The organism is Pacificimonas aurantium, from assembly GCF_020092905.1.
In the GTDB taxonomy this organism is placed as follows: domain Bacteria; phylum Pseudomonadota; class Alphaproteobacteria; order Sphingomonadales; family Sphingomonadaceae; genus Pacificimonas; species Pacificimonas aurantium.
In genome coordinates this window covers 674,251-697,993 of sequence record NZ_JAGSGB010000001.1, presented here as the reverse complement: position 1 = coordinate 697,993, position 23,743 = coordinate 674,251, and the positions used below count along the sequence as shown (strand labels likewise).

Here is a 23,743-nt window from a genome sequence, read left to right as displayed (position 1 = left end):
AAGCCCGGCGCAGTTAGAAGAGAGACGAAATGTACGAAACCGAACGCGAACGCCTTGCCCGCGAGGGGATGTACCGGCCCGAATTCGAGTCGGATGCCTGCGGCGTCGGCCTGATCGCGGCGACGGACGGCGTGGCGAGCCGCCGCGTCGTCCAGCTGGGCATCGACGCGCTGAAGGCCGTCTGGCATCGCGGAGCGGTCGATGCGGACGGGAAAACGGGCGACGGTGCCGGCATCCACGTCGAGCTGCCGGTCCAGTTCTTCAACAAGCATATCGAACGCACCGGCCATAAGCCGAAGAAGGACGCTCTTCTCGCCGTCGGCATGATCTTTCTGCCGCGCACCAATCTCGCCGACCAGGAAACCTGCCGCGCGATCGTCGAATCCGAAGTCATCGCCTTCGGTTACCGCATCTATGGCTGGCGCCAGGTGCCGGTGGAGCAGGGCGTCATCGGTGAAAAGGCACGCCGGACGCGCCCCGAAATCGAACAGATCATGATCGAGGGTCCCGACCCGGGCGAGAACTACGCCAACCAGGCGAAGATGGAGAAGGACCTGTACCTGATCCGCCGGCGTATCGAGAAGAAGGTCATCGCCGCGCAGGTGAAGGACTTCTACATCTGTTCGCTGTCGTCGCGGTCCATCATCTACAAGGGCCTGTTCCTAGCCGAGAGCCTGGCCGAATTCTATCCGGACCTGAAGGACGAGGATTTCGTCAGCCGGTTCGCCATTTTCCATCAGCGCTACTCCACCAACACCTTCCCCGAATGGTGGCTGGCTCAGCCCTTCCGCACGCTTGCCCATAATGGCGAGATCAACACCGTGCGCGGCAACAAGAACTGGATGAAGAGCCACGAGATCATGATGGCCGCCGAGGCGTTCGGCGACCTGTCGGAGGAAGTGAAGCCGGTCATCCCGGCGGGTGCCTCGGACACTGCGGCGCTCGACGCGACCTTCGAGGTGCTGGTGCGCTCGGGCCGTTCGGCGCCGATGGCGAAACTGATGATGATCCCGGAGGCCTGGTCGAAAGACTCGACGCTTCCCGACAATCACCGGGCCATGTACGCCTTTTTCGCCTCGGTCATGGAGCCGTGGGATGGGCCGGCCGCGCTCGCCATGACCGACGGGCGCTGGATGGTTGCGGGCGTCGACCGCAACGCGCTGCGGCCGATGCGCTACACCATTACCGGCGACAATCTGCTGCTCGTCGGCTCCGAGACGGGAATGGTGCCCGTCGCCGAAGCGAACGTCGTCGAGAAGGGCGCGCTCGGCCCCGGCCAGATGATTGCCGTCGACCTGGACGAGCAGCTTCTGCTGCACGATCAGGAGGTGAAGGACCTGGTCGCGGACGCAAAGGACTATGCGTCGCTGATCGCGAACTTCACGCTGTTCGAAAACATGCCCGGCGCGGAGCAGCCCGAGCCGCCCGCGGCCTATGAGACGGACGATGTGCGCCGCCGTCTCGTTGCCGCCGGCATGACGATGGAAGACATCGAGCTGATCCTGTCGCCGATGGTCGAAGATGCGAAGGAAGCGATCGGATCGATGGGCGACGACACCCCGCTGGGGGTGGTCAGTCCCAACCCGCGGGTGTTCAGCCATTTCTTCCGGCAGAATTTCAGCCAGGTCACCAACCCGCCGATCGATTCCCTACGCGAATCGCGGGTCATGAGCCTGAAGACGCGCTTTTCCAATTTCACCAATGTTCTCGACCAGGAAGCGGACCAGAAAGACGTCATGGTGGCGCGCTCGCCCGTGCTCACCAACCGTGACTGGAACCGGCTGAAGGCACATTTCGGCGACGCCGCGACGGAGATCGACTGTACCTTCGAAGTCGGCGAGGAAAACGGTCTGCGCCTGGCCGTTTCACGCGTTCAGGAAGAGGCCGAGCGCGCCGTGCGCCAGGGCCGCGCGCAGCTGTTCCTGACCGACGAGCATATCGGGCCCACGCGCCAGGGCATCACGATGATCCTGGCCGCAGCGGCCGTGCACACGCACCTCGTGAAGAAAGGCCTGCGTTCCTTCGCCTCGATCAACGTGCGCTCGGCGGAGTGCCTGGACACGCATTATTTCGCCGTTCTGATCGGGGTGGGGACGACGACGGTAAACGCCTATCTGGCGCAGGAAGCGATCAAGCAGCGGCACGAGAAGGGCCTGTTCGGCGACATCAGCTTCGAAGAGGCGATGCAGAGGTTCAAGCAGGCGATCGACGGCGGCCTGCTGAAGATCATGTCGAAGATGGGCATTTCCATCATCTCCTCCTACCGCGGTGGCTATAATTTCGAGGCGGTGGGCATCTCCCGCGCGCTGGTGAACGAGTTCTTCCCCGGCATGCCGGCGAAGATTTCCGGCGAGGGATTCAACTCGCTTCAGGTTTCGGCCATCGACCGGCACATGCTCGCCTTCGATGAGGACGTCACCGCGCTGCCGGTCGGCGGGCTCTACCGCTACCGCTCGGGCGGCGAACCGCATGCCTTTCAGGGCAATCTGATCCACCTCCTGCAGAAGGCGGTCGCGAGCGGCAGCTACACGCAATATTTGCAGTTCAGCCGCGGCTGCGCGGACCTGCCGCCCATCTACCTGCGCGACCTGTTGGATTTCACGCCGCAGGATCCGATTCCGATCGACGAGGTGGAATCCATCTCCGAAATCCGCAAACGTTTCCTGACGCCGGGCATGTCGATGGGCGCGTTGTCACCGGAGGCGCACGAAACGCTCGCCATCGCGATGAACCGCATCGGCGCCAAGGCGGTATCGGGCGAAGGCGGCGAGGATGTGCGGCGCTACACACCCTATGAGAATGGCGACAACGCCAATTCTGTCATCAAGCAGATCGCCTCGGGCCGCTTCGGCGTCACGGCGGAGTATCTGAACGCCTGCCAGGAAATCGAGATCAAGGTCGCACAGGGCGCGAAACCCGGCGAAGGCGGCCAGCTTCCCGGCTTCAAGGTCACCAAGCTGATCGCGAAGCTGCGCCACTCGACCCCCGGGGTGACGCTGATCAGCCCGCCGCCGCACCACGACATCTATTCGATCGAGGACCTTGCGCAGCTGATCTACGACCTGAAGCAGATCAATCCGAATGCGCGCGTCTGCGTGAAGCTGGTCTCGGAGGCCGGTATCGGCACGGTGGCCGCGGGCGTCGCCAAGGCGCATGCCGACACCATCCTGATCGCCGGACATACCGGCGGCACCGGCGCGAGCCCGCAGACGAGCATCAAATATGCCGGCACCCCATGGGAAATGGGGCTGTCCGAAGTGAACCAGGTGCTCTCGCTGAACGGCCTCAGAAGCCGCGTGAAGCTGCGCACCGACGGCGGTCTAAAGACGGGGCGCGATATCGTCATCGCCGCCATCCTGGGCGCCGAAGAGTTCGGCATCGGAACGCTGAGCCTGGTCGCCATGGGCTGCATCATGGTCCGGCAATGCCATTCGAACACCTGTCCGGTGGGCGTCTGCACGCAGGACGAGGCACTGCGCCAGAAGTTTACCGGCAGCCCGGAAAAGGTCATCAACCTGATCAGCTTCATGGCCGAGGAGGTGCGCGAAATCCTCGCGTCGCTGGGTGTGCGGTCGCTCGACGAGATCATCGGTCGCACCGAACTGCTGTCGCAGGTCAGCCGCGGCGCGGAGCATCTCGACGATCTCGATCTCAACCCGATCCTCGCCAAGCCCGGTTCGCCCGATGGCGGCAATCGGTTCGCCATCAACGGGTTCCGCAACGAAGTTCCCGACACGCTGGACGCGGAGATGGTGAAGGACGCCGCGCCGGTGTTCGAGCGCGGGGAAAAGATGCAGCTGACCTATGCGGTCAGGAACACGCACCGCGCCGTCGGCACACGCCTGTCGCACCACATCGTCAAGGCGTTCGGCATGCGCGGGCTCGCCCCCGGCCATGTCCATGTGCGCCTGCGCGGATCGGCCGGCCAGTCGCTGGGCGCCTTCGCGGTGCAGGGCCTGACCATCGAAGTGCTGGGCGATGCCAATGACTATGTCGGCAAGGGCCTGTCGGGCGGCGAGATCATCGTGCGCCCGCTTATTTCTTCGCCCCTGAAGACGAACGAGAATGTGATCATCGGCAATACCGTTCTCTACGGCGCAACGGCCGGAACGCTCTATGCCGCCGGCAAGGCCGGCGAACGCTTCGCCGTCCGCAATTCGGGCGCGACGGTCGTCGTCGAAGGCTGCGGGGCCAATGGCTGCGAATATATGACCGGGGGACTCGCCGTCATCCTCGGCAAGGTAGGAGACAATTTCGGTGCCGGCATGACCGGCGGCATGGCGTTCGTCTATGACGAGACCGGCGAGTTCAATGCCCGGGTCAATTCCGAAAGCCTGGTTTGGCAAGGCATCGAGACCGCGCATTGGGAAGGCGTCCTGCGCGGCGTGATCGAGGATTATGCCGCACGCACCGAAAGCGCCTGGGCGCGCAGCATTCTCGAGGACTGGCAGGACAAGCTGGCGAACTTCGTACAGGTCGTGCCGAAAGAGACGCTGCCGCACCTCGACATGCCGCTATCGGACGAGCCGGAGATCAGCGCCGCCGAGTAAGCCTGCCTTGTAAGCCAGGTTTGTCAGCTGTCAGCCCGCCGGAACCCCTGCCCTGCGCGTCAGGGGCCGCAGGTAAAGAAACCGGTATAGGTGCGCTCGCCGCCGTCGCCGCGCAGCACCGTCAGGGTGGCCGGGCGGACACTGCCTTCATGCTCCGCCCGGTCGGCGCCGGTGGGCTCGATGCGCAGCGCCAGGCCGCGCGCGGCAAGCGATATGCCGTCACTGAGGTCGGAGAAGCCCCCTGCCCGTCCCTGCATGGCCGGGTAGGGAGTCCCGCCCATCTTGTAGGCCGCCGATACGGCGCCGTCAGGCGTGACGTCCGCCCGCGCGAGCAGAAGCGGCGCCTCGCCTTTCTCGGTAGCAAAGCTGCAGGCAAGCTCACCGGCCGGGGCGATCCGCTCGATATCCGCTGCTCCGAGCGGCTGAAGAACGATCGACGAGCCATCGCCGCCGTTCGTTTCTCCACCCGATGGCCCCGGCAAATCGCGCTCGAGCGGCGGGTCGACCGGATCGACGAAGCCCTCGGCGGGGTTGGGCGGGCCCGCGCGGCCATCTTCCGCCTCCAGGTCAGACACGGGCGGCGCGGTGACAGGCGGGGGCGAGACAGCCGGGTCCCCGGCAGCAGCATCGCCGCGCTCCTCACCCGGCGCATTCCCGCACGCGGCAAGGCCGACAATCAGGGTCGGCAGAAGGAAGAGCCCCAACCGTGGGGCGGGGACATTCCGGTATGGAAGCGTGAGAATCATGCGGCAACAACGCCTCGGAACGTGCACCTGTTGCCGACCGCGCCGGTGTGCCCCCCTTTTCGCTTTTGTCCGGCCCGGCGACATGGCTAATGTCCGCGCCAAATGTGGACCCTCTACCAGTTCCCCCTCTGTCCGTTCAGCCGTAAGGTGCGCATCGCGCTCGCCGAGAAGAATGTCGATTTCGCGCTGGAGCTGGAATATCCTTGGGCACGTAGCGACCGTCTGCTGGGCCTGAACCAGGCCGGCCAGACCCCGGTGCTCGCAGGCGAGAAACCGGGACCGCTCGTTCATAGCCAGGCGATCTGCGAATATTTCGAGGAAACGGTCGAGAAGGCACCGCTTCTGGGCTCCGGCTCGGCGGCCCGCGCTGAAGTTCGCCGTCTGACCGCCTGGTTCGACGAGAAATGTTACGCCGAAGCGACGAACCCGCTGCTGCTCGAGCGCATGTACAAGCGCGTGGTGCTGCGCCAGCCGCCCGAGGCGCGGACCCTGCGCGCCGCATCGCAGGCGGTCGCCCTCCATCTTGACCGGATCGAGGCACTGCTCGGCGAACGCCGCTGGCTCGCCGGCGCAACCTTCAGCCTGGCGGATGTCGCCGCCTTCGCGCAGCTCTCTGTCGCGGACTATCTCGGCGGCCTGGGATTCTCGGGCTATCCCGATACGAAACAATGGTATTCCGCCGTGAAGTCGCGGCCGTCAGTCCGCCGCCTGCTTCCCGACCGGATGGAGGGCCTGGTCCCGCCGCCGCACTACGACAAGCTGGACTTCTGACCGTATCGGCGGGCGGTGCGGCCGCCTCAGCTAGCTATCCACTTTCCGCGGCACGTCGCCCCGCAGCCACACGCGCATGCTCATACCGAGGTCCTTCAGGCTGGGCGGCGGACCCGAGCGAAGAACGCCGTAGCGGAACAGGCGCGCGGCGACGAAGATCACGCCGCCTGCGAACAGCAGCAGCCACGCATAGGCGAACAGGTGAGGAAGCAGGGCCGTGCCCTCGGCCGCTCGCGCTGCCATCATGTATGGGGCCGACAGCGGGAACCAGCTTGCAATCGCGCGAAACGGACCCGGATCGGCGGAGATCGCCTGAAGCGTGACGACGAGGACGACCATCTGCAGGATCGTCACCGGCATGGAGAGGGTCTGAACCTCGCGAATCGAGGAGCAGAGACTGCCGATCCCAAGAAAGATCGCGCCGAAGATCAGATAGGCGCAGATGAAATAACCAAGGACCAGTGCGGCAAATTCCGGCCAGCCGCGCGCCGGGTCCGGAATGATGCCGGCCGGAAGCTGGCCGAGGAGCAGCGCCGCGCCGCCGCCGAAAATGACGCCCCACACCGCAATGCCGATCAGCGAGACGATCACCATCGCGATCAGCTTACCCGCAAAGATGGCGGGAATCGGCACCGAGGCGACGAGGATTTCGATCACCTTGTTGCCCTTCTCTTCCACCATGTTGGAAAGAAGCGCGCCCGCAAGCAGCGAGATGAGCATGAACAGGATCATGGTCGCGCCTGTGCCCAGGGCCTCTGCGGCGCGGTCGCGTGGTGCAGCGGGCGCGGGTCCGCCACTTTCTGCCACGGCCGCAAGCGTTTCCACCGACATGACGGGAGCGGAGCGCTGCAACTCATCCAATTGCGCGCTCAGGCCAAGCCGGTCGGCCGCACGGCGTTCCCAGGCCCGGTTAGCCAGCACCCTGACGCGTTCGATTCGCGTGGCGTCGCTTGCGCGGTAGATGGTGAGGCCGTCCTCGCGGGCGAGCAGGACCGCCCCGAACCGGCCCGCTGCCGGGTCCATCAGACGCTTCGCCTGCCCGGCCGGATCACCCTCGGCGGGCACCACCGTCAGCGCGGGCTCCCGCCGGTCCAGCCCGAGGGCCCGTGCGGCCTCGCCCGCGCCGAGTTCATGCTCGCTCTCGATGCGTTCGAGATCTCCGGATCCCAGTGCGCGCAGCTGGGACGTGGTGAGAAGGGCGGCGGGCGTTTCCAGGCGGGCGGGAAGCTCGTCCTCTGCCCGGATCGACTGGAACCGTCCGCGCAGGATGTCGTAGCGTCGGCGCGTCCGTTCCAGCCGGGCGGTTTCCTCGATCCAGTCGGCGAAGTCGCCGCCGGCGTCGATCACGGCGATGTTCGAAGGCCCGGCAGGCTCGGGGTCATCGCCGGTCAGAAGGCCGATGAGAAGACCGAAGCCGAGCGCAATGATGGGCGTCGCGAGCCAGACGAGAAATCCGCGGGACATGACGGTCGCGCCAACGTCGCGCCGGGCTATGACGGCAACCGCCCGCAGGAAACCTGGCGGCCTCATAGGACCTCGCCTGCCGGTGCGTCCACCGCCGCATCACGACGAGCGTCTTCCGCTTCGGGATCACCGACCATGGCCACGAAAGCATCGTGCAGCGTCGGGCGCTCGACGGAAAAGTCGCGGATGCCCACATCGGCGTCGAGAAGCGCGCGCAGCAGCCGGTCGACGCCGTCATCGGGTACCGAGAAGCGCCACTCGCCGCCCTCCGCGCGGTAGGCGTCGCCCGGAAGCAGGCCGGCCGGGACCGGGCGCTCCGCCAGCAGCGCGCCCACCGCAGGCAGCACGCCGCGCGCTTCGGCAACGGAGCCCGTGAACCGCGTCTGACCACCGGCGATCACCACGAGCCGGTCGCACAGGCGCTCCGCATGACCCATGATGTGCGTCGAAAAAAGGATGGTCGCACCGCGCTGCCGCTGTACGGAAATGATATCCTCCAGCGCCTGCTGGTTGACGGGGTCGAGTCCCGAAAACGGCTCATCGAGGATAATAAGGTCGGGTTCGTGCACGAAGCTGCCGAGGAGCTGCACTTTCTGCGCCATTCCCTTCGACAATGTGCGAATTTTCGCATCGACCTCGGCGCCCAACTGGTAGCGCTCGAGCAGTTCGGCAGCGCGGCGGCGACCGTCTGCAAGCGGCAGTCCGCGCAGCGCGCCCATGAAGGCGATCGTGTCCCGCGTCGTCATGGCAGGATAGAGGCCGCGCTCTTCGGGCAGATAGCCGATGCGATGGGCGATCTCGAGGGGGCGACGGCTCCCCAGGACCTCGCACTGCCCCGCGTCGGGCGAGAGAATCCCGAGGATCATGCGGATCGTCGTGGTCTTGCCGGCACCATTCTGGCCCAGGAAGCCGAGAATTTCTCCTTCGCGCGCGACTAGATCGATATCGCGCACGGCCAGCTTGTCGCCGAACCGTTTTTGCAAGGAGCGCGCCTCGATCGCGTACTGCACTCGCCACTTGTCCTTTCGGGATTCGCGCCTGCCGGGCATCCGGCGGTAGCATGCCGCATTGGGGACGCTACATGTAGGCGGTGGGCGATAACAAACTCTTGCACGATTTGCGACAGCAGGCCGAGGCGGCGGGCTTTGCCTCGCTCGGTATCTGCCGCGCCGACGCGACTCCGCGCGCAGGTCCGCGGCTCGACCGCTGGCTTGCAGAGGGCATGCACGGTGACATGGCGTGGATGGTCGAGAAGGCAGACCGCAGGCGCTCGCCGCAGGATTTATGGCCGGACTGCCGCAGCGTCGTCATATTGGGGATGAGCTATGCGCCCCCGGTCGACCCGCTGCGCCATCATGCCCAACGAGGGACCGGCGCGGTGTCGGTCTACGCACATGGGGCGGACTATCACAACATCGTCAAGAAGGCGCTGAAGCGCGTGGCGCGCTGGATCGTCGCCGAGCGACCGGACGCCGAAGTGAAGGTGTTCGTCGACACCGCCCCGGTCATGGAAAAACCACTGGCGGAAGCGGCCGGGATCGGCTGGCAGGGCAAGCATACCAATCTCGTATCGACCAGCGAGGGCTCATGGCTGTTCCTGGGCGCCATCTACACGACTCTGGAGCTGCCGCCCGACGAGCCGCACGGCGATCGCTGCGGCTCATGCCGCCGCTGTCAGGAGGCCTGCCCGACAGCTGCGTTCCCTGAGCCCTACCGGCTCGATGCGCGGCGCTGCCTGTCCTACCTGACCATCGAACATTCCGGCCCGATTCCGGAGGAGTTTCGCCGCGCGATGGGAAACCGCATTTACGGCTGCGACGACTGCCTTGCGGTCTGCCCCTGGAACAAGTTCGCCGAAACGTCGCGCGACCTGCGCTTCCACCCGCGCCGAGGACTGGACGATCCGGACCTCGCCGACCTCGCGCGGCTGGACGACGACGCCTTTCGCGAGCTGTTCTCGGGCTCGCCGGTGAAGCGCGTGGGACGGGAGCGGTTTGTGCGCAACGTCGCGATCGCGCTGGGCAATAGCGGCGACCCGGCAGCCAGAGCCGCGCTGGCGCCGCTGGTCGAGGACGGCAGCGAGGTCGTCAGGGAGGCGGCCCAGTGGGCGCTCGCTGAACTCGACAGGCAGGCAGCCGCCGCCTAGGCCCGGCTCATCTTTCCTAGCTACCCATTCCCGGAGACCTCCATGAGCGACGCGCCCCTCATCTGTATCGGCAACGCCATCGTCGACGTCATCTCGAAGGCCGACGACGCCTTCCTGGAGGAGCAGGATCTCGTAAAGGGCTCCATGCGGCTGATCGATGCGGATGAAGCCACGTCACTCTATCGCAAGATGGGTCCGGGACAGGAAAGTTCGGGAGGGTCCGGAGCGAACACCGCCGCCGGCATCGCAGCCCTCGGCGGTGCGGTCCATTTCATCGGCCGCGTTGCCGAGGATCAGCTCGGCGAAGTCTTCGGCCACGATATCCGCAGCGCCGGCGTCACCTTCACTACCCCGCCCTCCTCTTCCGGTCTGCCGACGGCACGCTGCCTGATCTGCGTAACGCCCGACGCACAGCGTACGATGAGCACCTTCCTCGGCACCAGCGCCGAACTGTCCGAAGCCGATGTAGACTATGACGCCGTGGCCGCCGCTCCGCTTACCTATCTGGAAGGCTATCTTTGGGATGCGCCCGACGCGCGCGCCGCAATGGTCAAAGCGCGCGACACCGCACGCGCAGCCGGACGCCGCGTCTCCTTCACCCTGTCCGATACATTCTGCGTCGAACGGCATCATGACGACTTTCGCGAGCTGGCCTCCGGCGGAGGTCGATCTCCTGTTTGCCAATGAAGCGGAATTGAAGGCCCTCCACAAAACGGACGATTTCGACGCGGCTGCAACCGCGCAGCGCGGCGCCTGCGAGATTTCGGTCGTGACCCGCAGCGAAAAGGGCGCCGTCGTGCTGACGAAGGACGACTATATCGAGGTTCCGGCGCAGCTGACCGGCCGCATCGTCGATACCACGGGTGCAGGCGACCTGTTTGCCGCAGGCTTTCTGGCAGGTATCCAGGATGACCGTCCCCTGCGCGACTGCGCAGTTCTCGGAACCGTCGCGGCCGGCGAGGTCATCTCGCACTTCGGCGCGCGGCCCCAGACGGACCTGAAGGCGCTCGCCGCGAAGCTGCTCTAAAAAGCGCCAGCCAGCCGGTTTCCCGCCCTCAGGCGCTCAGCGCGAAGCTCTCGCTTCGCCGCGACCTGGTTCGACCAGTCCGGACCCGGATCGACGATATGAATGTCGCCACCCGGGGTTGCGGTGCTAGCTCACGATGCCGACGATGAAGATACCGGCAAGCGCGACCGGACAGACATAGGCGATCAGGAACATCCACACCTTGTGCAGGCCGTCCGGAAGACCGCTTTCCGCGCGCACGAGCCGCTTGTCGATCTTCCAGCCAGTAAAGATCGCCGTCAGGAGCGCGGCCACGGGCAGCAGGACCTTCGCCGTGAAGGTATCGAGCACATCGAAGAAGCCCTGGTTCGCGAATAGCGACATACCGCCCAGCGGATGCCAGTCGGCGAGGACGTTGAAGCTGAGCGCCGCCAGCGTTCCGAGGATGAAGATGGCCAGACCGATACCGATGGCGGTCGACTGACGCTGCCAACCGAAGCGATCCACGCCCCAGACCACGGGCGCCTCGAGCAGGGCAACCGAACTCGTCAGAGCGGCGAAGAAGACCATGACAAAGAACAGCAGGCCGACGAGGCTGCCGACCGGGATCGCGCTGAAGGCCGCCGGCAGCGTCTGGAACATGAGGGTCGGACCCGCCGCGACGTCGAAGCCGGCAGCAAAGACGATCGGGAAGATGCACAGGCCGGCGATCAGGGCCACCGACGTATCCGCGCCCGCGATAATCGCCGAGGTCGATGCGAGGTTCGTCGTCCGGTCCGCATAGGCACCGTAGGTGATCATGATCGCGGAGCCGAGGGACAGTGAGAAGAAGGCCTGGCCAAGGCCGGCCAGCATGACGGAGCCCGTCAGCTTCTCCGGCTCGAACGTGAACAGGAAGTCGAGCGTTTCCGCAAAGGCGCCGGTAAACGCGCCGTAGATCGTAATGGCCAGAAACAGCAGGAAGAAGGCCGGCATCATGAAGGTGGCGACGAATTCGATCCCCTTGGTGACGCCGCGGGCCACGAAGAAGATGGTGATCGCCATGAAAACAGCGTGCAGCGCCACAAGCTTGACCGGGTCTTCGAGCAGGGCCGGAAGCAGGCCCTCGATCTCGCTGTCGCTCCAGCTCTGGAAGGCGCCCCCCAGGAAAGGGCTGGTAACCAGGTCGCCGGCGAAGACGCCGATATAGTTCAGAACCCAGCCGCCCAGCACGCTGTAGAAGCTGAGGATGAGGAAAGCGACGAGCATGCCTATGTCGCCGATGACGACCCATTTCTCGCTGGCGCCGGAATCGCGGGCGACCCGCACGACGCTTTCGGACGCGGAGCCCTGCCCGTGACGCCCGATAAGCACTTCGGACAATAGACTGGGAAGGCCGATCAGGACGACGCACAGGATGTAGAAGATCACGAAGGCGCCGCCGCCATTCGTGCCGGCCTCGGCGGGGAACCGCCAGAGGTTGCCGAGCCCGACCGCCGACCCGACGGCTGCAAGAATGAAGGCGGAACGGCTGGACCAGCCCTCCCGCGACGATTGCGTGGCTACCATTTACTTGCCCCCCATCCCTACGCGGCAAAGCGAACTGATTACATCAATTGCACGTCAAATGAAGGGCCGCCGGGAAAATTCGAAAGAGTTCCGCGAAAAGTTGGTTGCGTTCACTACAATCAACCGTTCGCACCGCCCGCCAGCATGGGGCCGAGCGGACGACCGGCGAACACATGTACGTGAAGATGCGGCACCATCTGATGGGCGTTCTTGCCGGCATTGACGAGCAACCGGTAGCCATCGTCCTCCAGCCCCAGTTCGCGCGCCACCGCGCCGACCGCCCGGATGAAGCCGGCAATCTCCTCGGCCGAGGCGCTCTCGGTAAAGTCGACCCATGAGCGGTACTTGCCCTTGGGAATGACAAGCACATGGGTAGGGGCCTGCGGATTGATGTCCTCGAAGGCATAGGACCACTCATCCTCATATACCTTCGTCGACGGAATCTCGCCGCGAAGAATCTTCGCGAAGATATTTTCGTCGTCATAGGGTCCGCGTGCGTCGACCGCTTCCATGGCTCAGTCCTCCCTCGACCGTTTTTCCTCTATGCCGCTCATGCCTTCCCGCCGCGCCAGCTCCGCGTCAATGTCGCCGGGCGTAAGCCCGGCATCGAACCAGAGAACGGAAAGATGGTAGAGAAGGTCGGCGCTTTCGCCGATCAGGGCGGCGCGGTCTTCCGCAACTGCGGCGATGACGGTCTCGACCGCTTCCTCGCCGACTTTCTGAGCGATCTTCCCGCGCCCCTTCTGCAACAGGGCTGCCGTGTGGCTTTCCCCGGCGGCCGCGTCCGCGCGGCTCGCCACGATGGTCGCCAGGCGTCCAAGAATGTCGGTCATGCCAGTTCCTCCTCCTCGATCCTGCGGACCGCGATCCCCGCCGCCGCCATGGCGGCTCGTGCTTCGGCCAGACTGACTTCGCCGAAATGAAAGATGGAGGCGGCGAGGACCGCGCTTGCGTGCCCCTCGACGACCCCCTCGACGAGGTGGCCGGCATGGCCGACACCGCCCGAGGCGATGACGGGCACGGCAACGGCATCGGCAATCGTGCGCGTCAGGTCCAGGTCGAAGCCGTCCTTGGTGCCGTCGCGGTCCATCGAGGTCAGCAGAATCTCGCCGGCGCCCTCGGCGACACAGCGGCGCGCATGGGCAAGCGCATCGACGCCGGTCGGCTCGCGCCCGCCATGAGTGAAGATCTCCCACGCCCCGGGGGAAACGCGCTTGGCATCGATCGCTGCAACCACACATTGCGAGCCGAAGCTCTCCGCCAGCTCGCCGATCAGTTCGGGACGCCTGACCGCGGCCGAATTGACGGCCACCTTGTCCGCCCCGGCCAGAAGCAACGCGCGCGCATCCTCGGCCGCGCGGACACCGCCGCCGACGGTAAGCGGCACGAAGCACTGGTCGGCCGTGCGGCGCACGACGTCGAGAAGGGTGCCGCGATTCTCGTGCGTGGCGGCAATATCGAGAAAGCAGATCTCGTCCGCACCTTGTGCATCATAGGCCTTGGCCACCTCGACCGGGTCGCCGGCATCACGCAGAGACACGAAATTGACGCCCTTGACGACGCGGCCGGCGGCCATGTCGAGACAGGGAATGATGCGGACGGCGGCCATCAGGTGGTGGCGGCGAGCGCCTGCTTCAGCTTCAGACGGCCGGTATAGATGGCGCGGCCGACGATCACGCCGCTGATGCCACTGCCCGATGCCTTCTTCAGCGCGCGGATATCGTCCATGCCGGCAACGCCGCCGGAGGCGATGACCGGTAGCTCGACCGCTTCGGCAAGGTCCTTCGTCGCTTCGATATTCACGCCGGAAAGCAGACCGTCGCGGCCCACATCGGTGAAGAGAAGCGCCGCGACGCCGGCATCCTCGAAGCGCCTGGCCAGGTCGACGACGGGCATGTCGGACGTCTCGGCCCATCCTTCGGTAGTGACGAAGCCGCCGCGCGCATCGACGGCGACGACGATCTGTCCGGGCAAGTCGGCGGCGGCCGATTTCACCAGGTCCGGGTCCTTCAGGGCCGCCGTGCCGAGGACGACCCGCTTCGCACCCGCCTCGATCCAGTTCATGATTGCCGAGCGGCTGCGGACGCCGCCGCCGACCTGAACACGTCCCGGAAAGGAGTTGATCGATTCCTCGATGACTTCGCGGTTCTTGGACTTGCCCTCCACGGCGCCGTTCAGATCGACGATGTGAAGCCATTCCGCACCGGCCTTGCCGAACATGGCCGCCTGCTCCGCAGGGTCGTCGCCATAGACGGTGGCACTGGCCATCTCGCCTTCGGACAGGCGCACGATCTGGCGGTCCTTCACGTCGATGGCGGGATAAACGGTGAACGGCATGGCGTCCCTTCGGATGTCGGCTTTTCGGGGCTCGCGGCGTGGGCCGCCCGTCCGGACCTAGGCTCGGCGGACTAGAGCGTCCAGTCGAGAAACGCCCGCAGGAAGCGCAGTCCGTAGGCCTGACTCTTCTCGGGATGGAACTGCGTACCGAGGATATTGTCCCGTCCGATGATCGCCGTCACGTCGCCGCCATAGTCGCACGTCGCCAGCACATGGTCGGGCCGCGCCGCCGCAAAGGCATAGGAATGGACGAAATAGGCCTCGCCGCCATCATGCAGTGCGCCGACGAGCGGATGCGCGCGTCCCGCGTCGGTGTGAAGGATCGGGCTCCAGCCCATATGCGGAATCTTGAGGGCGCGATCGCGGGGCTCGAGATGCGCCACCTCGCCCGAAATCCAGCCGAGTCCGGCATGCGCGCCGCGTTCCAAGCCCCGGTCGGCAAGAAGCTGCATGCCGACGCAGATACCGAGGAAGGGGCGGTCCTTTTCGAGGACCGCGTGCGTCAGGGCCTCGGTCATGCCCGGAACGGACTTCAGGGCCGCGGCGCAGTGGCCGAAGGCGCCCACGCCGGGAAGTACGATGCGGTCGGCGGCGGCGACGTCCTCCGGCGCGGCGGTGACATGGACATTGGTAGCGGTCGCAGCGTCGCACGCGGCGGTTTCGAGACCCTTCGCCACCGACCTGAGATTGCCCGCGCCATAGTCGATGACGGCGATGCGCTGTGCCATGACGTCAGAGCGTACCCTTTGTACTGGGGACCGCCCCGGCGTTCCGCGCATCGATCTCAAGCCCCATGCGAAGCGCGCGCGCAAATGCCTTGAACGCCGATTCGATGATGTGGTGCGAGTTTTCGCCGTAGAGCGTCTCGAGATGCAGGGTCAGACCGGCCGTCTGGGCCAGACTTTCGAAGAAGTGGGGGAACAGCTCGGTATCCATCTGCCCCAGATGCCCGTGCGGAATTTCGACCCGGTAGACCGTGTAGGGCCGGCCGGAAATGTCGAGCGCGCAGCGGGTCAGCGTTTCGTCCATGGGCGCATAGGCCTGGCCGTAGCGGCGAATGCCGCGCTTGTCGCCAAGCGCCACCTTCAGCGCCTCCCCCAGTGCAAGGCCCGTATCCTCGACCGTGTGATGCTGGTCGATGTGAAGGTCGCCCTTGGTCGTCAGCTTCAGGTCCACCAGCGAGTGGCGCGACAGCTGCTCAAGCATATGGTCGAAAAAGCCGATGCCGGTCGAAATCTCATAGGCGCCCGTGCCGTCGAGATCGAGATCGATGGCGATCTTCGTTTCCTTCGTGTCGCGTCGGACGGTGGCCGTTCGGCTGCTGGCAAATAAGCTCATAGACAGGGCCTTAGCGCCCCTCGGGGGCGACGCGCCAGACCCGGTTGCCCGCGTCGTCCGCAACGAGCAGTGCGCCGGTCGCGTCGAAGGCGACCCCCACCGGACGGCCCTTCGCCTCGCCGCCAACGAGGAAGCCGTCCAGGAGCACCTGCGGCAGGCCCGCCGGTTCACCGTCTTCGAACGGAACGTAGACGACCATGTAGCCCGAGGGCGGCTTGCGGTTCCAGGATCCGTGCTGTCCGACGATGGCGCCGCTGCCGGAGGACGTGAAGGCGAGGCCGAGCGAGGCGGTGTGCGGGCCGAGCGCATAGTCCGGCTTGATGGCGGTCTCGCGCGGAGGCGTTCCAGGTGCCCGGTCATCGGCAACGTTGCCATAATAGAGCCACGGCCAGCCGTAGAAGCCGCCCTCCTCCACGCTGGTCATATAGTCCGGCACGAGGTCGGAGCCGAGCGCATCGCGCTCGTTCACCGCCGTCCAGAGCTCCCCCGTTGCCGGGTTCCAGTCCATCCCGACCGGATTGCGTAGTCCCGTCGCGAACAGGCGCATCTCGCCGGTCTCGACGTCGAATTCATGAATGGCCGCGCGCCCTTCCTCCACCCCGAGGCCGCTTTCGCCGACATTCGAAACCGAACCGACGCTGACATAGAGTTTCCGCCCGTCCGGGCTGGCAAGGAGGTTGCGAGTCCAGTGCCCCGCCTTCTCGCCGCGGTCGGGGAATTCGGCAACGAGCTCGCCCTCGCCCCGCAGGCTCGTCGCGCCGTCCTCGTAAGGGAAGCGCAGAAGGCCGGCATAGTTGGCGACGTAGAAATCGCCCGCGACGAGAGCCATACCAAAGGGCGACGCCAGACCGTTGTCGGCCGTTGCGAAAACGTGCCGCTCGTCCACCTGCCCGTCGCGGTCGGAATCGCGCAGAAGCGTGATGCGGTTCGCGGTCTCCGCGCCGGCACCCGCGCTTGCCATCACCTTTTCCTCGATCCAGGCCATCAGCCCACCGCCCTGCCCCTTTGGCGGCTTGTTCGACTCCGCCACAAGCACATCGCCATTCGGCAAACGGTAGAGCCAGCGCGGGTGATCGAGGTCCGACGCGAAAGCACTGACGGTCAGGCCGGGCGCAGCCCGCGGCGCCTCACCGTCTCCCCAGCCCACGGCGTCGGCCGTGTTGACCGTCGGAAACACCGTCTCTGTCGGCTCGGGCAGGGCAGGGTCGGTCCCCATGCCCTGCGTTACCGGCAGCTCTGCGCTTTCGCCGCACGCCGTCAGTGCAAGCAGACCAGCGAAACATGAAATCAGTCGGCGCATATGATCTCCCCCTTGGCTGCGGACCAGCGATGCGGGCCCGTCCTTTGAAGCGCAGCGCTGCGCTACCTATATCCGCCGCCAACCTGCCGCCACTCCGGCGCGAACATCCATGAGGTGAAATGTCCGAAACTCCAGTGATGCACGGTACGACGATCCTGTCGGTCCGGCGCGGCGGCAAGGTCGTCATCGCCGGCGACGGCCAGGTCTCGATGGGCCAGACGGTCATGAAGGGAAATGCGAAGAAGGTGAGACCGCTGGGCGACGGCAGCGTCATCGGCGGCTTCGCCGGCGCGACTGCGGACGCCTTCACGCTGTTCGAGCGACTGGAGTCGAAGCTCGAGCGCTTTCCGGGCCAGTTGAAACGCGCCTGTGTGGAGCTCGCCAAGGACTGGCGCACCGACCGCTATCTGCGGCGGCTGGAAGCCATGATGATCGTGGCGGACAAGGACGTAACGCTTGTCCTCACCGGCACCGGCGATGTGCTGGAACCCACCCATGACGTTGCAGCCATCGGCTCGGGCGGCAATTACGCCCTGTCCGCCGCGCGCGCTCTGATGGACGCCACGGAGCTGGACGCGGAAGACGTTGCCCGCCGCGGCATGGCGATCGCCGCCGAAGTCTGCGTCTACACCAATGAAAATCTGACGGTCGAAAGTCTGGAGGCCGCTTGAGCCCTATGAATTCAGAAACCCCCATCGTCGCCGATCATGCCATCGAAGGCCTGACCCCGCGCGCCGTCGTCGCCGAGCTCGACCGCTATATCGTCGGCCAGGACGACGCCAAGCGCGCCGTTGCGGTCGCACTGCGCAATCGCTGGCGGCGCCAGCAGCTCCCTGCCGGACTGCGCGAGGAAGTAAGTCCGAAGAACATCCTGATGATCGGGCCGACCGGCTGCGGCAAGACCGAGATCAGCCGCCGCCTCGCGAAGCTGGCGGAGGCCCCCTTCATCAAGATCGAGGCGACCAAGTTCACCGAGGTCGGCTATGTCGGCCGAGACGTCGAGCAGATCGTGCGCGACCTTGTCGAAGAAGCGATCCGCTTGGTGCGCGAGCAGAAGCGCAAGGCGGTGAAGTCCGAGGCCGAGCGCGACGCCGAAGACCGGCTGATCGACGCCCTCGCGGGCAAGGACGCCTCATCGGCCACACGCGAGCGCATGCGCGAAAAGCTGATCGCGGGTGAACTGAGCGACAAGAAGATCGAGATCGAAGTCGAGGCGGCGCCGCAAATGCCGTTCGAAATGCCGGGCATGTCCGGCCAGATCGCCACGATCGATATCGGCAGCATGTTCGGCAAGATGGGGAAGCAAACCAAGCGCCGGAAGCTGAGCGTGGCGCAGGCCTTCGATGCGCTGCTGGCGGAAGAGTCCGACCGCCGCCTCGACGATGAGGAAATCGCCCGCGAGGCCATCGAGGCAGCCGAGCAGAACGGCATCGTCTTCCTGGATGAGATCGACAAGATCGCCGTTTCGGATGTTCGCGGCGGCTCGGTCAGCCGCGAGGGGGTCCAGCGCGACCTGCTGCCCCTGATCGAGGGCACGACCGTGACCACCAAGCATGGTGCGGTGAAGACCGACCATATCCTGTTCATCGCCTCCGGCGCCTTTCATGTCGCAAAGCCGTCGGACCTCCTGCCCGAACTGCAGGGACGCCTCCCCATCCGCGTCGAACTGAAGGGCCTGACGGAAGAGGATTTCCGTCACATCCTGAAGGACACCGAAGCCAGCCTGATCACTCAGTACCGCGCTCTGATCGGAACCGAGAATGTCACGCTCGACTTCACCGAGGAGGCGATCGACCGGATCGCCAAGCTGGCTGCAGAGGTGAATTCCGGTGTCGAGAATATCGGCGCGCGGCGTTTGCAGACCCTGCTGGAAAAGCTTGTCGAGAAGATCAGCTTCGAAGCCTCCGAACGCGGCGGCGACACAGTGACAATCGACGCCGCCTATGTCGACGAACAGCTCGACGAGATCGTCAAGGACCAGGACCTGTCGAAATACGTGCTTTGACGCGATAGCCCCGGGGTCCGCCCCCACACCAGCCGCCCGGGGCTTTCGTGCAGCGACGGCGCCATCTAAGCGTCGGCTATGCTTAGCGACCTGGGCGGCCTTCTGTCGGAATGGGGCGCCGTTCTCCTTACGACGGTGAACTGGGCGATCCGGATCGCCGCGCTGATCAATGTGCCTTACCGGCGCAGCGCCGATGCCGCGCGCGGCTGGCTGCTGCTGTTCTTCGTGCTGCCGATCCCCGCCGCGGTACTCTACTTCCTGATCGGGCGGGCGCGGCATCCGAAGGAGCGCCGCGAGCGCGTGAAGCAGCTTCGCAGTGTGCTGGAGAAGCTGACCGCGGATACAAGCGACGAGCTGCGCGCCTGCCGCGCCGACATCGCCGAACGCGACCTGCCCATCAGCCGTATCGCGGACGCCATCGGCGAGCTTCCCGCCTATGACGGCAACGAGGTGGAGGTGGAGGGCGATTATGACCGGATGATCGCCCGCCTGTGCGACGACATCGACCGCGCCCGCGATCACGTCCACCTGATGTTCTACATCTTCGCGGCCGACGATACCGGCGAGCAGGTCATCGAGGCGCTGCGCCGGGCGGCCGGACGCGGTGTCACCTGCCGCCTGATGTACGACGCCGTGGGCTCGCTGCGGTCGGCAGACGAGGTGGAGGCGCGGTTGCGAGGCTCCGGCGTGGAAGTGCGCGCAATGCTGCCGCTGCGCTTCTGGAAGCGCTGGACCCGCGCCGACATGCGCAATCACCGGAAAGTCGCCGTGATCGATGGCCGGATCGGCTGGACGGGATCGCAGAATATCATTCGCGCGAAGAGCGGCGCACAGCCGAACAAGGAACTGATGGCGCGGATCGAGGGACCCGCCGCCGCCCATTTGCAGCTCGTCTTCCTCGGCGATTATTTCCTGGAAACCGGCGACATCCCGAACGGCGCCGGGTTCTTTCCGCTACCCGCGCGGCAGGACGCGGACATGGCCGTGCAAATCGTACCGAGCGGCCCGGACTATCCCCATACGAGCATCGACATGCTGTTCTCGGCGCTGCTGTACCATGCACGGCGGCGCGCCACCCTGGTGACGCCCTATTTCATACCTTCGGACCCGCTCGTCATGGCCCTTCGCGCGACGGCCCAGCGCGGCGTCGATGTGAACCTGATTGTCAGCGCAGAAACCGACAGCAGGCTCGTCGATTTCGCTCAAGGCTCCTATTTCGGCGGACTGCTGGAAGCGGGCGTCCGCATCCACCTCTACGAACGGGAATTCCTCCACGCCAAGCATGTCAGCATTGACGATACGCTGACCCTGATCGGATCCAGCAATATCGACATGCGCTCGTTCGAACTCAATTCGGAGGTCGTCATGGTCGGGTATGACGAACGGCTGAACGCCCGGCTGCAAGAGGTGGAGGAGGGCTACCGGGCCGTCAGCCGGCAGTGCGATGCGGAAGCATGGCGCAACCGGCCGCTGCCGGAAAAGCTGCTGCAGAATATGGCGCGGCTCGTGGGCCCGCTGCTCTAACGGCCCGCCGAACCGGCAACCACGGGCTGAACATAGTCGATCAGCCCTTCGCTCGTGGGAAGCTCGATCGAGCTGACGGCATTCCCCCCGAAATAGACCGTGTTGGTCGCCACCGCCGCATCGGTCGAGGTGTAGGGATCCCCCATGCTGTTGAGGCTGCGCGCATAGTTCGGAAAATTGCTGGAGCTGACATGGACCCGCAGTCTGTGTCCCGTCTCGATACGCCGCGACAGCAGAATGGGCGGCAACTCGACATCGTAGCGCTGCCCGGCCTGCATCGGAACTTCACGGTCCATACCTTCCCGATAGCGCATGCGGAGAATCGTATCGCCGACGAGAAAGGCGCCGCCATCGGGAAAGACGTCGATGATCTTCACGGTGAAATCCGTGTCGGGACGATCGGACGCCACGGATAGCTTTACCCTGGCAAAGCCAAGCAGGTCCCGCGGCGCCCTAAATTCCGGCGAGGTGAAGACGAGAACGTCCTGGCGCGCCGCCTCGGGGCGCTGGTCGAAACTGCCGTCGACCTGGTCGTCCCCCACCCCGCCAATCTCGCCGCCGCGGCTGATGACAGGGTCGGCCGGATCGTAGCGGTAGCTGAGTTGGCCGGCCTGCGTCTCCGCGCTCGCCATCATGCCGTCGGGGCCAAGCCGCCATAAGGTCCCGCCGCCCGTGGGCATGTCGGCCCGGCCCGCCCAGTCGCCGTCGGCCAGATAAGCGCGGTAGGCGGGCACATCGTCCCACAGCCCGTCATTCCCCTTGCCGGTCCAACGGTGGATCCAAGACCGGAGCTCCGCCTCATAGGGATAGCGGGCATCGCCAAGCTGCAAGTCGCCGATGCTCGCCGCCTCGGTCTCGCGGCCGAAGCTGCAATGACCGCCCTGGGTGATGCGCATATGCTGGTTGTTGCGCGCTGCGGGCGAAAGCTCTGCAAGATTGCGGTCGAACCAGGCCACGGTCGAGCGGGCGGAAATGTCGTAGATCGCTTCGGCCCAAAGTCCCGGAACGCGGATCACGTCGGAATTCGTGACGCGGTTCGCCGCCCATGCCGGGTGAGACGGACCCCGTGCCAGATAGTCGTCGATCTCATTGTCGGTGGCGCCCATCTCCGTCATGATATCCACCATCGGAAGGTGCATTCGCGTGGCGACGAATTTTTCCGAAGCGTCCTCGTCGCGCACCAGGTCGACCTCGAAATTCGACAGCAGGATCTGCCGCTCTTCGTCCGACAGCCCCGCCGGAAAGTTCGGCCAGGGCTGCTTCATCGAACCGTAGAAATAGTTGAACCAGCCCTGCTGCCAGACGCCGCCGCGCCAGAAATTGCCCTGTTCGCGAAACGGGCCCGCTTCCGCGACGCCAACGCCGGCCGACATGGCGATCATTGCCTTGTGGGCGGGATGGCCCGCCGCGGCCAGCTTGAGCTGGTTTTCCGCCGATGAAGAGCAGCCGAGCGTCACCACCTGCCCGTCCGACCAGGACTGTTCGGCAATCCAGTCGAGTGTGTCCCAGCCATCTTCCGCCGGGCGCGGGAGCATGGTGAACTCGCCTTCCGAAAAATAGCGTCCGCGCTCATGCTGTTCCACGAGCGCGTAGCCGTCCTCGAGCAGGCGGTTGAAGAAGGCCGAGCGGCGACCGCCAACCTCTGTGTTGTACGGCGTGCGGATCAGAATGGCTGGAACCGGGCGCTCGCCGCCGAACGGCACGTAGATGTCAGTGTCGAGACGGGCGCCGTCGCGCATGGCCACCTGCACATGTTCCTCCACGAGGGCATCTGCGGGTGGGGAGAAGGCAGCCGGCTGCGGCGGTGCCTCGGCATCTCGCGTCGTGCACGCAGCGAGAAGGGCTGCGCCAAGCGCCAGGGAAACGAGAGCGGTGGGCGGCGGGCCGCCGGATCGGGCAGGAAAGCGCATTGGACCAGTCTTTCAGGTCAGCCGCACTTCAGCTCCAATACGTCATTCGTGCCGGCCTCCGTAACGATATTCAACCGGTCGGGACGGTAGTCCATCGTGACAGGCGCCCCCTCTTCATAAGCGCGGAGGGTCGCCGCGCCGCTGCGTGCCAGAATCCTTTCACGAAGGTCGGCGCGTAGCGGGCGCCCGAGCAGGTCGGCGACCTTTTCTGCGCCGCAGGGGTGGGCCTGGTCCGTTACGTCCGGAGAGGAGGCCGGGCCGTTCTCCTCACCGATATCGGCGACATTGGGATCGCCCGCGCGCGCGAACCGCAACGCGAAACGATCCGTCTCGCCGCGTACGGAGTCGTCGAAGACATTGATGCCGGGCTCGTCATCGGAATTATCGTGAAAACGCTCGCGTGCGACGAGGGCGAATCCGGCTTTCCGGAAGTCCTCGACCACCCGCTCCGGCGCGATCCGGTGGATGTCATACGCGATCTGCCGGGTATCGCCGTCGGCACCGACATGGTCGATGACGGTCACCGTTCCCCCCGGCCGCAGGGCGATGTTGAGCTGCGCAAGCACATCCTGCGGCTGGGTATGGGGCAGGCCGTAGTCGGCGCTGGTGACGTAAAGGTCGTGATAGACCAGGTGAAACAGCACGGCGTCCAGGCTCGCCGGGGCAAGCCTTAGGCGGTTGAAGTCACGGTAGAAGGCGGCGACGTTAGGTAGCCTGCCGGAACTGTAGCCGCGCGCCGCACCGGCCTCCTCCATCCGGTCGCGCATGCGAAAACTCGCAGGATTGTGCGCCAGGACGAAGCCCTCGGGTGCGACAGCGCGGGCAATGAGTTCGGAATAGTAGCCGCCGCCCGCAAACATATCGAGCACGCGGTCTCCCGGCTCGAGCTGCATGAAGGCAAGTGCGCGCGCCGGCTTACGGTCCTCGTCCATCGCCTGATCCCGGTCGCTGCGATCGGTGCGCGCGACAATGGCTTCGGCTTCGTCCAGCCCCAGGGGCTCGGCCATTGCAGGCATCGCCATCATCAAAGCGCCTGTCACTGCCATTCTGAGCATCGTGTCGCTCCCCGTCTTGCTTACGATTATGCCGCATCCTTCT

The 23,743-nt window shown here is 65.5% G+C and carries 19 protein-coding genes and 1 pseudogene; 7 read left to right on the top strand and 13 right to left on the bottom strand.

The window, feature by feature from the left end; all coding sequences use genetic code 11:
• The first annotated feature begins 29 nt into the window (after positions 1-29).
• Positions 30-4,550 carry a glutamate synthase large subunit gene (gene gltB, locus KCN53_RS03490; protein WP_088711420.1) on the top strand — a complete coding sequence of 1,507 codons (4,521 nt, stop codon included), beginning with the start codon at positions 30-32 and terminating at the stop codon, positions 4,548-4,550.
• A 59-nt stretch (positions 4,551-4,609) separates the two neighbouring features.
• Here the strand turns inward: gltB and KCN53_RS03485 are convergent, their stop codons facing one another.
• Complete coding sequence (locus tag KCN53_RS03485) at positions 4,610-5,296, bottom strand: hypothetical protein (RefSeq protein ID WP_088711421.1); 687 nt, start codon at positions 5,294-5,296, stop codon at positions 4,610-4,612.
• Between the two features lie 102 nt (positions 5,297-5,398).
• On the opposite strand from KCN53_RS03485, the gene KCN53_RS03480 reads away from it, so the two are divergent.
• Positions 5,399-6,067 carry a glutathione S-transferase family protein gene (locus KCN53_RS03480; RefSeq protein ID WP_088711422.1) on the top strand — a complete coding sequence of 223 codons (669 nt, stop codon included), beginning with the start codon at positions 5,399-5,401 and terminating at the stop codon, positions 6,065-6,067.
• Positions 6,068-6,097: 30 nt separating this feature from the next.
• On the opposite strand, the gene KCN53_RS03475 is transcribed toward KCN53_RS03480, so the two are convergent.
• Both KCN53_RS03475 and KCN53_RS03470 read right to left on the bottom strand, forming a co-directional pair.
• Complete coding sequence (locus tag KCN53_RS03475) at positions 6,098-7,597, bottom strand: ABC transporter permease (protein ID WP_088711423.1); 1,500 nt, start codon at positions 7,595-7,597, stop codon at positions 6,098-6,100.
• Positions 7,594-8,541, bottom strand: a complete 948-nt coding sequence (locus tag KCN53_RS03470; protein ID WP_224199327.1) for an ABC transporter ATP-binding protein — start codon at positions 8,539-8,541, stop codon at positions 7,594-7,596. The genes KCN53_RS03475 and KCN53_RS03470 overlap by 4 nt, the downstream gene beginning before the upstream one ends.
• Positions 8,542-8,621: 80 nt before the next feature.
• Here KCN53_RS03470 and queG point away from each other — a divergent pair, with 80 nt between their 5' ends.
• Together queG and KCN53_RS03460 are read left to right on the top strand one after the other, a co-directional pair.
• Positions 8,622-9,677 carry a tRNA epoxyqueuosine(34) reductase QueG gene (queG, locus tag KCN53_RS03465; RefSeq protein WP_088711425.1) on the top strand — a complete coding sequence of 352 codons (1,056 nt, stop codon included), beginning with the start codon at positions 8,622-8,624 and terminating at the stop codon, positions 9,675-9,677.
• A gap of 42 nt (positions 9,678-9,719) precedes the next feature.
• Positions 9,720-10,704 (top strand): annotated as a pseudogene (locus KCN53_RS03460) (adenosine kinase).
• A gap of 126 nt (positions 10,705-10,830) precedes the next feature.
• Here the strand turns inward: KCN53_RS03460 and KCN53_RS03455 are convergent.
• The 8 genes from KCN53_RS03455 to KCN53_RS03420 all read right to left on the bottom strand — a co-directional run bounded on the left by KCN53_RS03455 (position 10,831) and on the right by KCN53_RS03420 (position 17,206).
• Positions 10,831-12,231 carry a sodium-dependent transporter gene (locus KCN53_RS03455; RefSeq protein ID WP_088711427.1) on the bottom strand — a complete coding sequence of 467 codons (1,401 nt, stop codon included), beginning with the start codon at positions 12,229-12,231 and terminating at the stop codon, positions 10,831-10,833.
• 119 nt (positions 12,232-12,350) lie between these two features.
• Positions 12,351-12,743, bottom strand: a complete 393-nt coding sequence (locus KCN53_RS03450) for a histidine triad nucleotide-binding protein (RefSeq protein WP_088711428.1) — start codon at positions 12,741-12,743, stop codon at positions 12,351-12,353.
• Between the two features lie 3 nt (positions 12,744-12,746).
• Entirely contained in the window at positions 12,747-13,064 is a 318-nt protein-coding gene (locus KCN53_RS03445; protein WP_088711429.1) for a phosphoribosyl-ATP diphosphatase, read from the bottom strand.
• Positions 13,061-13,840, bottom strand: coding sequence for an imidazole glycerol phosphate synthase subunit HisF (gene hisF, locus KCN53_RS03440; RefSeq protein ID WP_172406160.1), 780 nt, complete (start codon positions 13,838-13,840; stop codon positions 13,061-13,063). The genes KCN53_RS03445 and hisF overlap by 4 nt, the downstream gene beginning before the upstream one ends.
• The gene (gene hisA, locus KCN53_RS03435) at positions 13,840-14,568 is read right to left on the bottom strand and encodes a 1-(5-phosphoribosyl)-5-[(5-phosphoribosylamino)methylideneamino]imidazole-4-carboxamide isomerase (protein WP_088711430.1); all 729 of its coding nucleotides are present in this window, start codon (positions 14,566-14,568) and stop codon (positions 13,840-13,842) included. Before hisA ends, hisF begins: the two co-directional genes overlap by 1 nt.
• 71 nt (positions 14,569-14,639) lie before the next feature.
• Positions 14,640-15,296 carry an imidazole glycerol phosphate synthase subunit HisH gene (gene hisH, locus KCN53_RS03430; RefSeq protein ID WP_088711431.1) on the bottom strand — a complete coding sequence of 219 codons (657 nt, stop codon included), beginning with the start codon at positions 15,294-15,296 and terminating at the stop codon, positions 14,640-14,642.
• A 4-nt stretch (positions 15,297-15,300) separates the two neighbouring features.
• Positions 15,301-15,906: an imidazoleglycerol-phosphate dehydratase HisB gene (gene hisB, locus KCN53_RS03425; protein ID WP_088711432.1), complete on the bottom strand. Its 606-nt coding sequence runs from the start codon at positions 15,904-15,906 to the stop codon at positions 15,301-15,303.
• Between the two features lie 10 nt (positions 15,907-15,916).
• Positions 15,917-17,206 (bottom strand): PQQ-dependent sugar dehydrogenase, encoded by a 1,290-nt coding sequence (locus tag KCN53_RS03420; RefSeq protein ID WP_088711433.1) that lies wholly within the window; start codon positions 17,204-17,206, stop codon positions 15,917-15,919.
• Between the two features lie 119 nt (positions 17,207-17,325).
• Between KCN53_RS03420 and hslV the strand changes: the two genes are divergently transcribed.
• From hslV to cls, 3 genes are all read left to right on the top strand, one after another.
• Entirely contained in the window at positions 17,326-17,877 is a 552-nt protein-coding gene (gene hslV / locus KCN53_RS03415) for an ATP-dependent protease subunit HslV (RefSeq protein ID WP_088711434.1), read from the top strand.
• Between the two features lie 5 nt (positions 17,878-17,882).
• Positions 17,883-19,211, top strand: a complete 1,329-nt coding sequence (hslU, locus tag KCN53_RS03410; protein WP_088711435.1) for an ATP-dependent protease ATPase subunit HslU — start codon at positions 17,883-17,885, stop codon at positions 19,209-19,211.
• A gap of 78 nt (positions 19,212-19,289) precedes the next feature.
• Positions 19,290-20,735 (top strand): cardiolipin synthase, encoded by a 1,446-nt coding sequence (gene cls / locus KCN53_RS03405; RefSeq protein WP_088711436.1) that lies wholly within the window; start codon positions 19,290-19,292, stop codon positions 20,733-20,735.
• On the opposite strand, the gene KCN53_RS03400 is transcribed toward cls, so the two are convergent.
• Positions 20,732-22,645 (bottom strand): CocE/NonD family hydrolase, encoded by a 1,914-nt coding sequence (locus KCN53_RS03400; RefSeq protein ID WP_088711437.1) that lies wholly within the window; start codon positions 22,643-22,645, stop codon positions 20,732-20,734. The two genes, cls and KCN53_RS03400, sit on opposite strands and share 4 nt — an antisense overlap.
• A gap of 17 nt (positions 22,646-22,662) precedes the next feature.
• Positions 22,663-23,652 carry an I78 family peptidase inhibitor gene (locus KCN53_RS03395; protein WP_172406161.1) on the bottom strand — a complete coding sequence of 330 codons (990 nt, stop codon included), beginning with the start codon at positions 23,650-23,652 and terminating at the stop codon, positions 22,663-22,665.
• Positions 23,653-23,743: the final 91 nt, after the last annotated feature.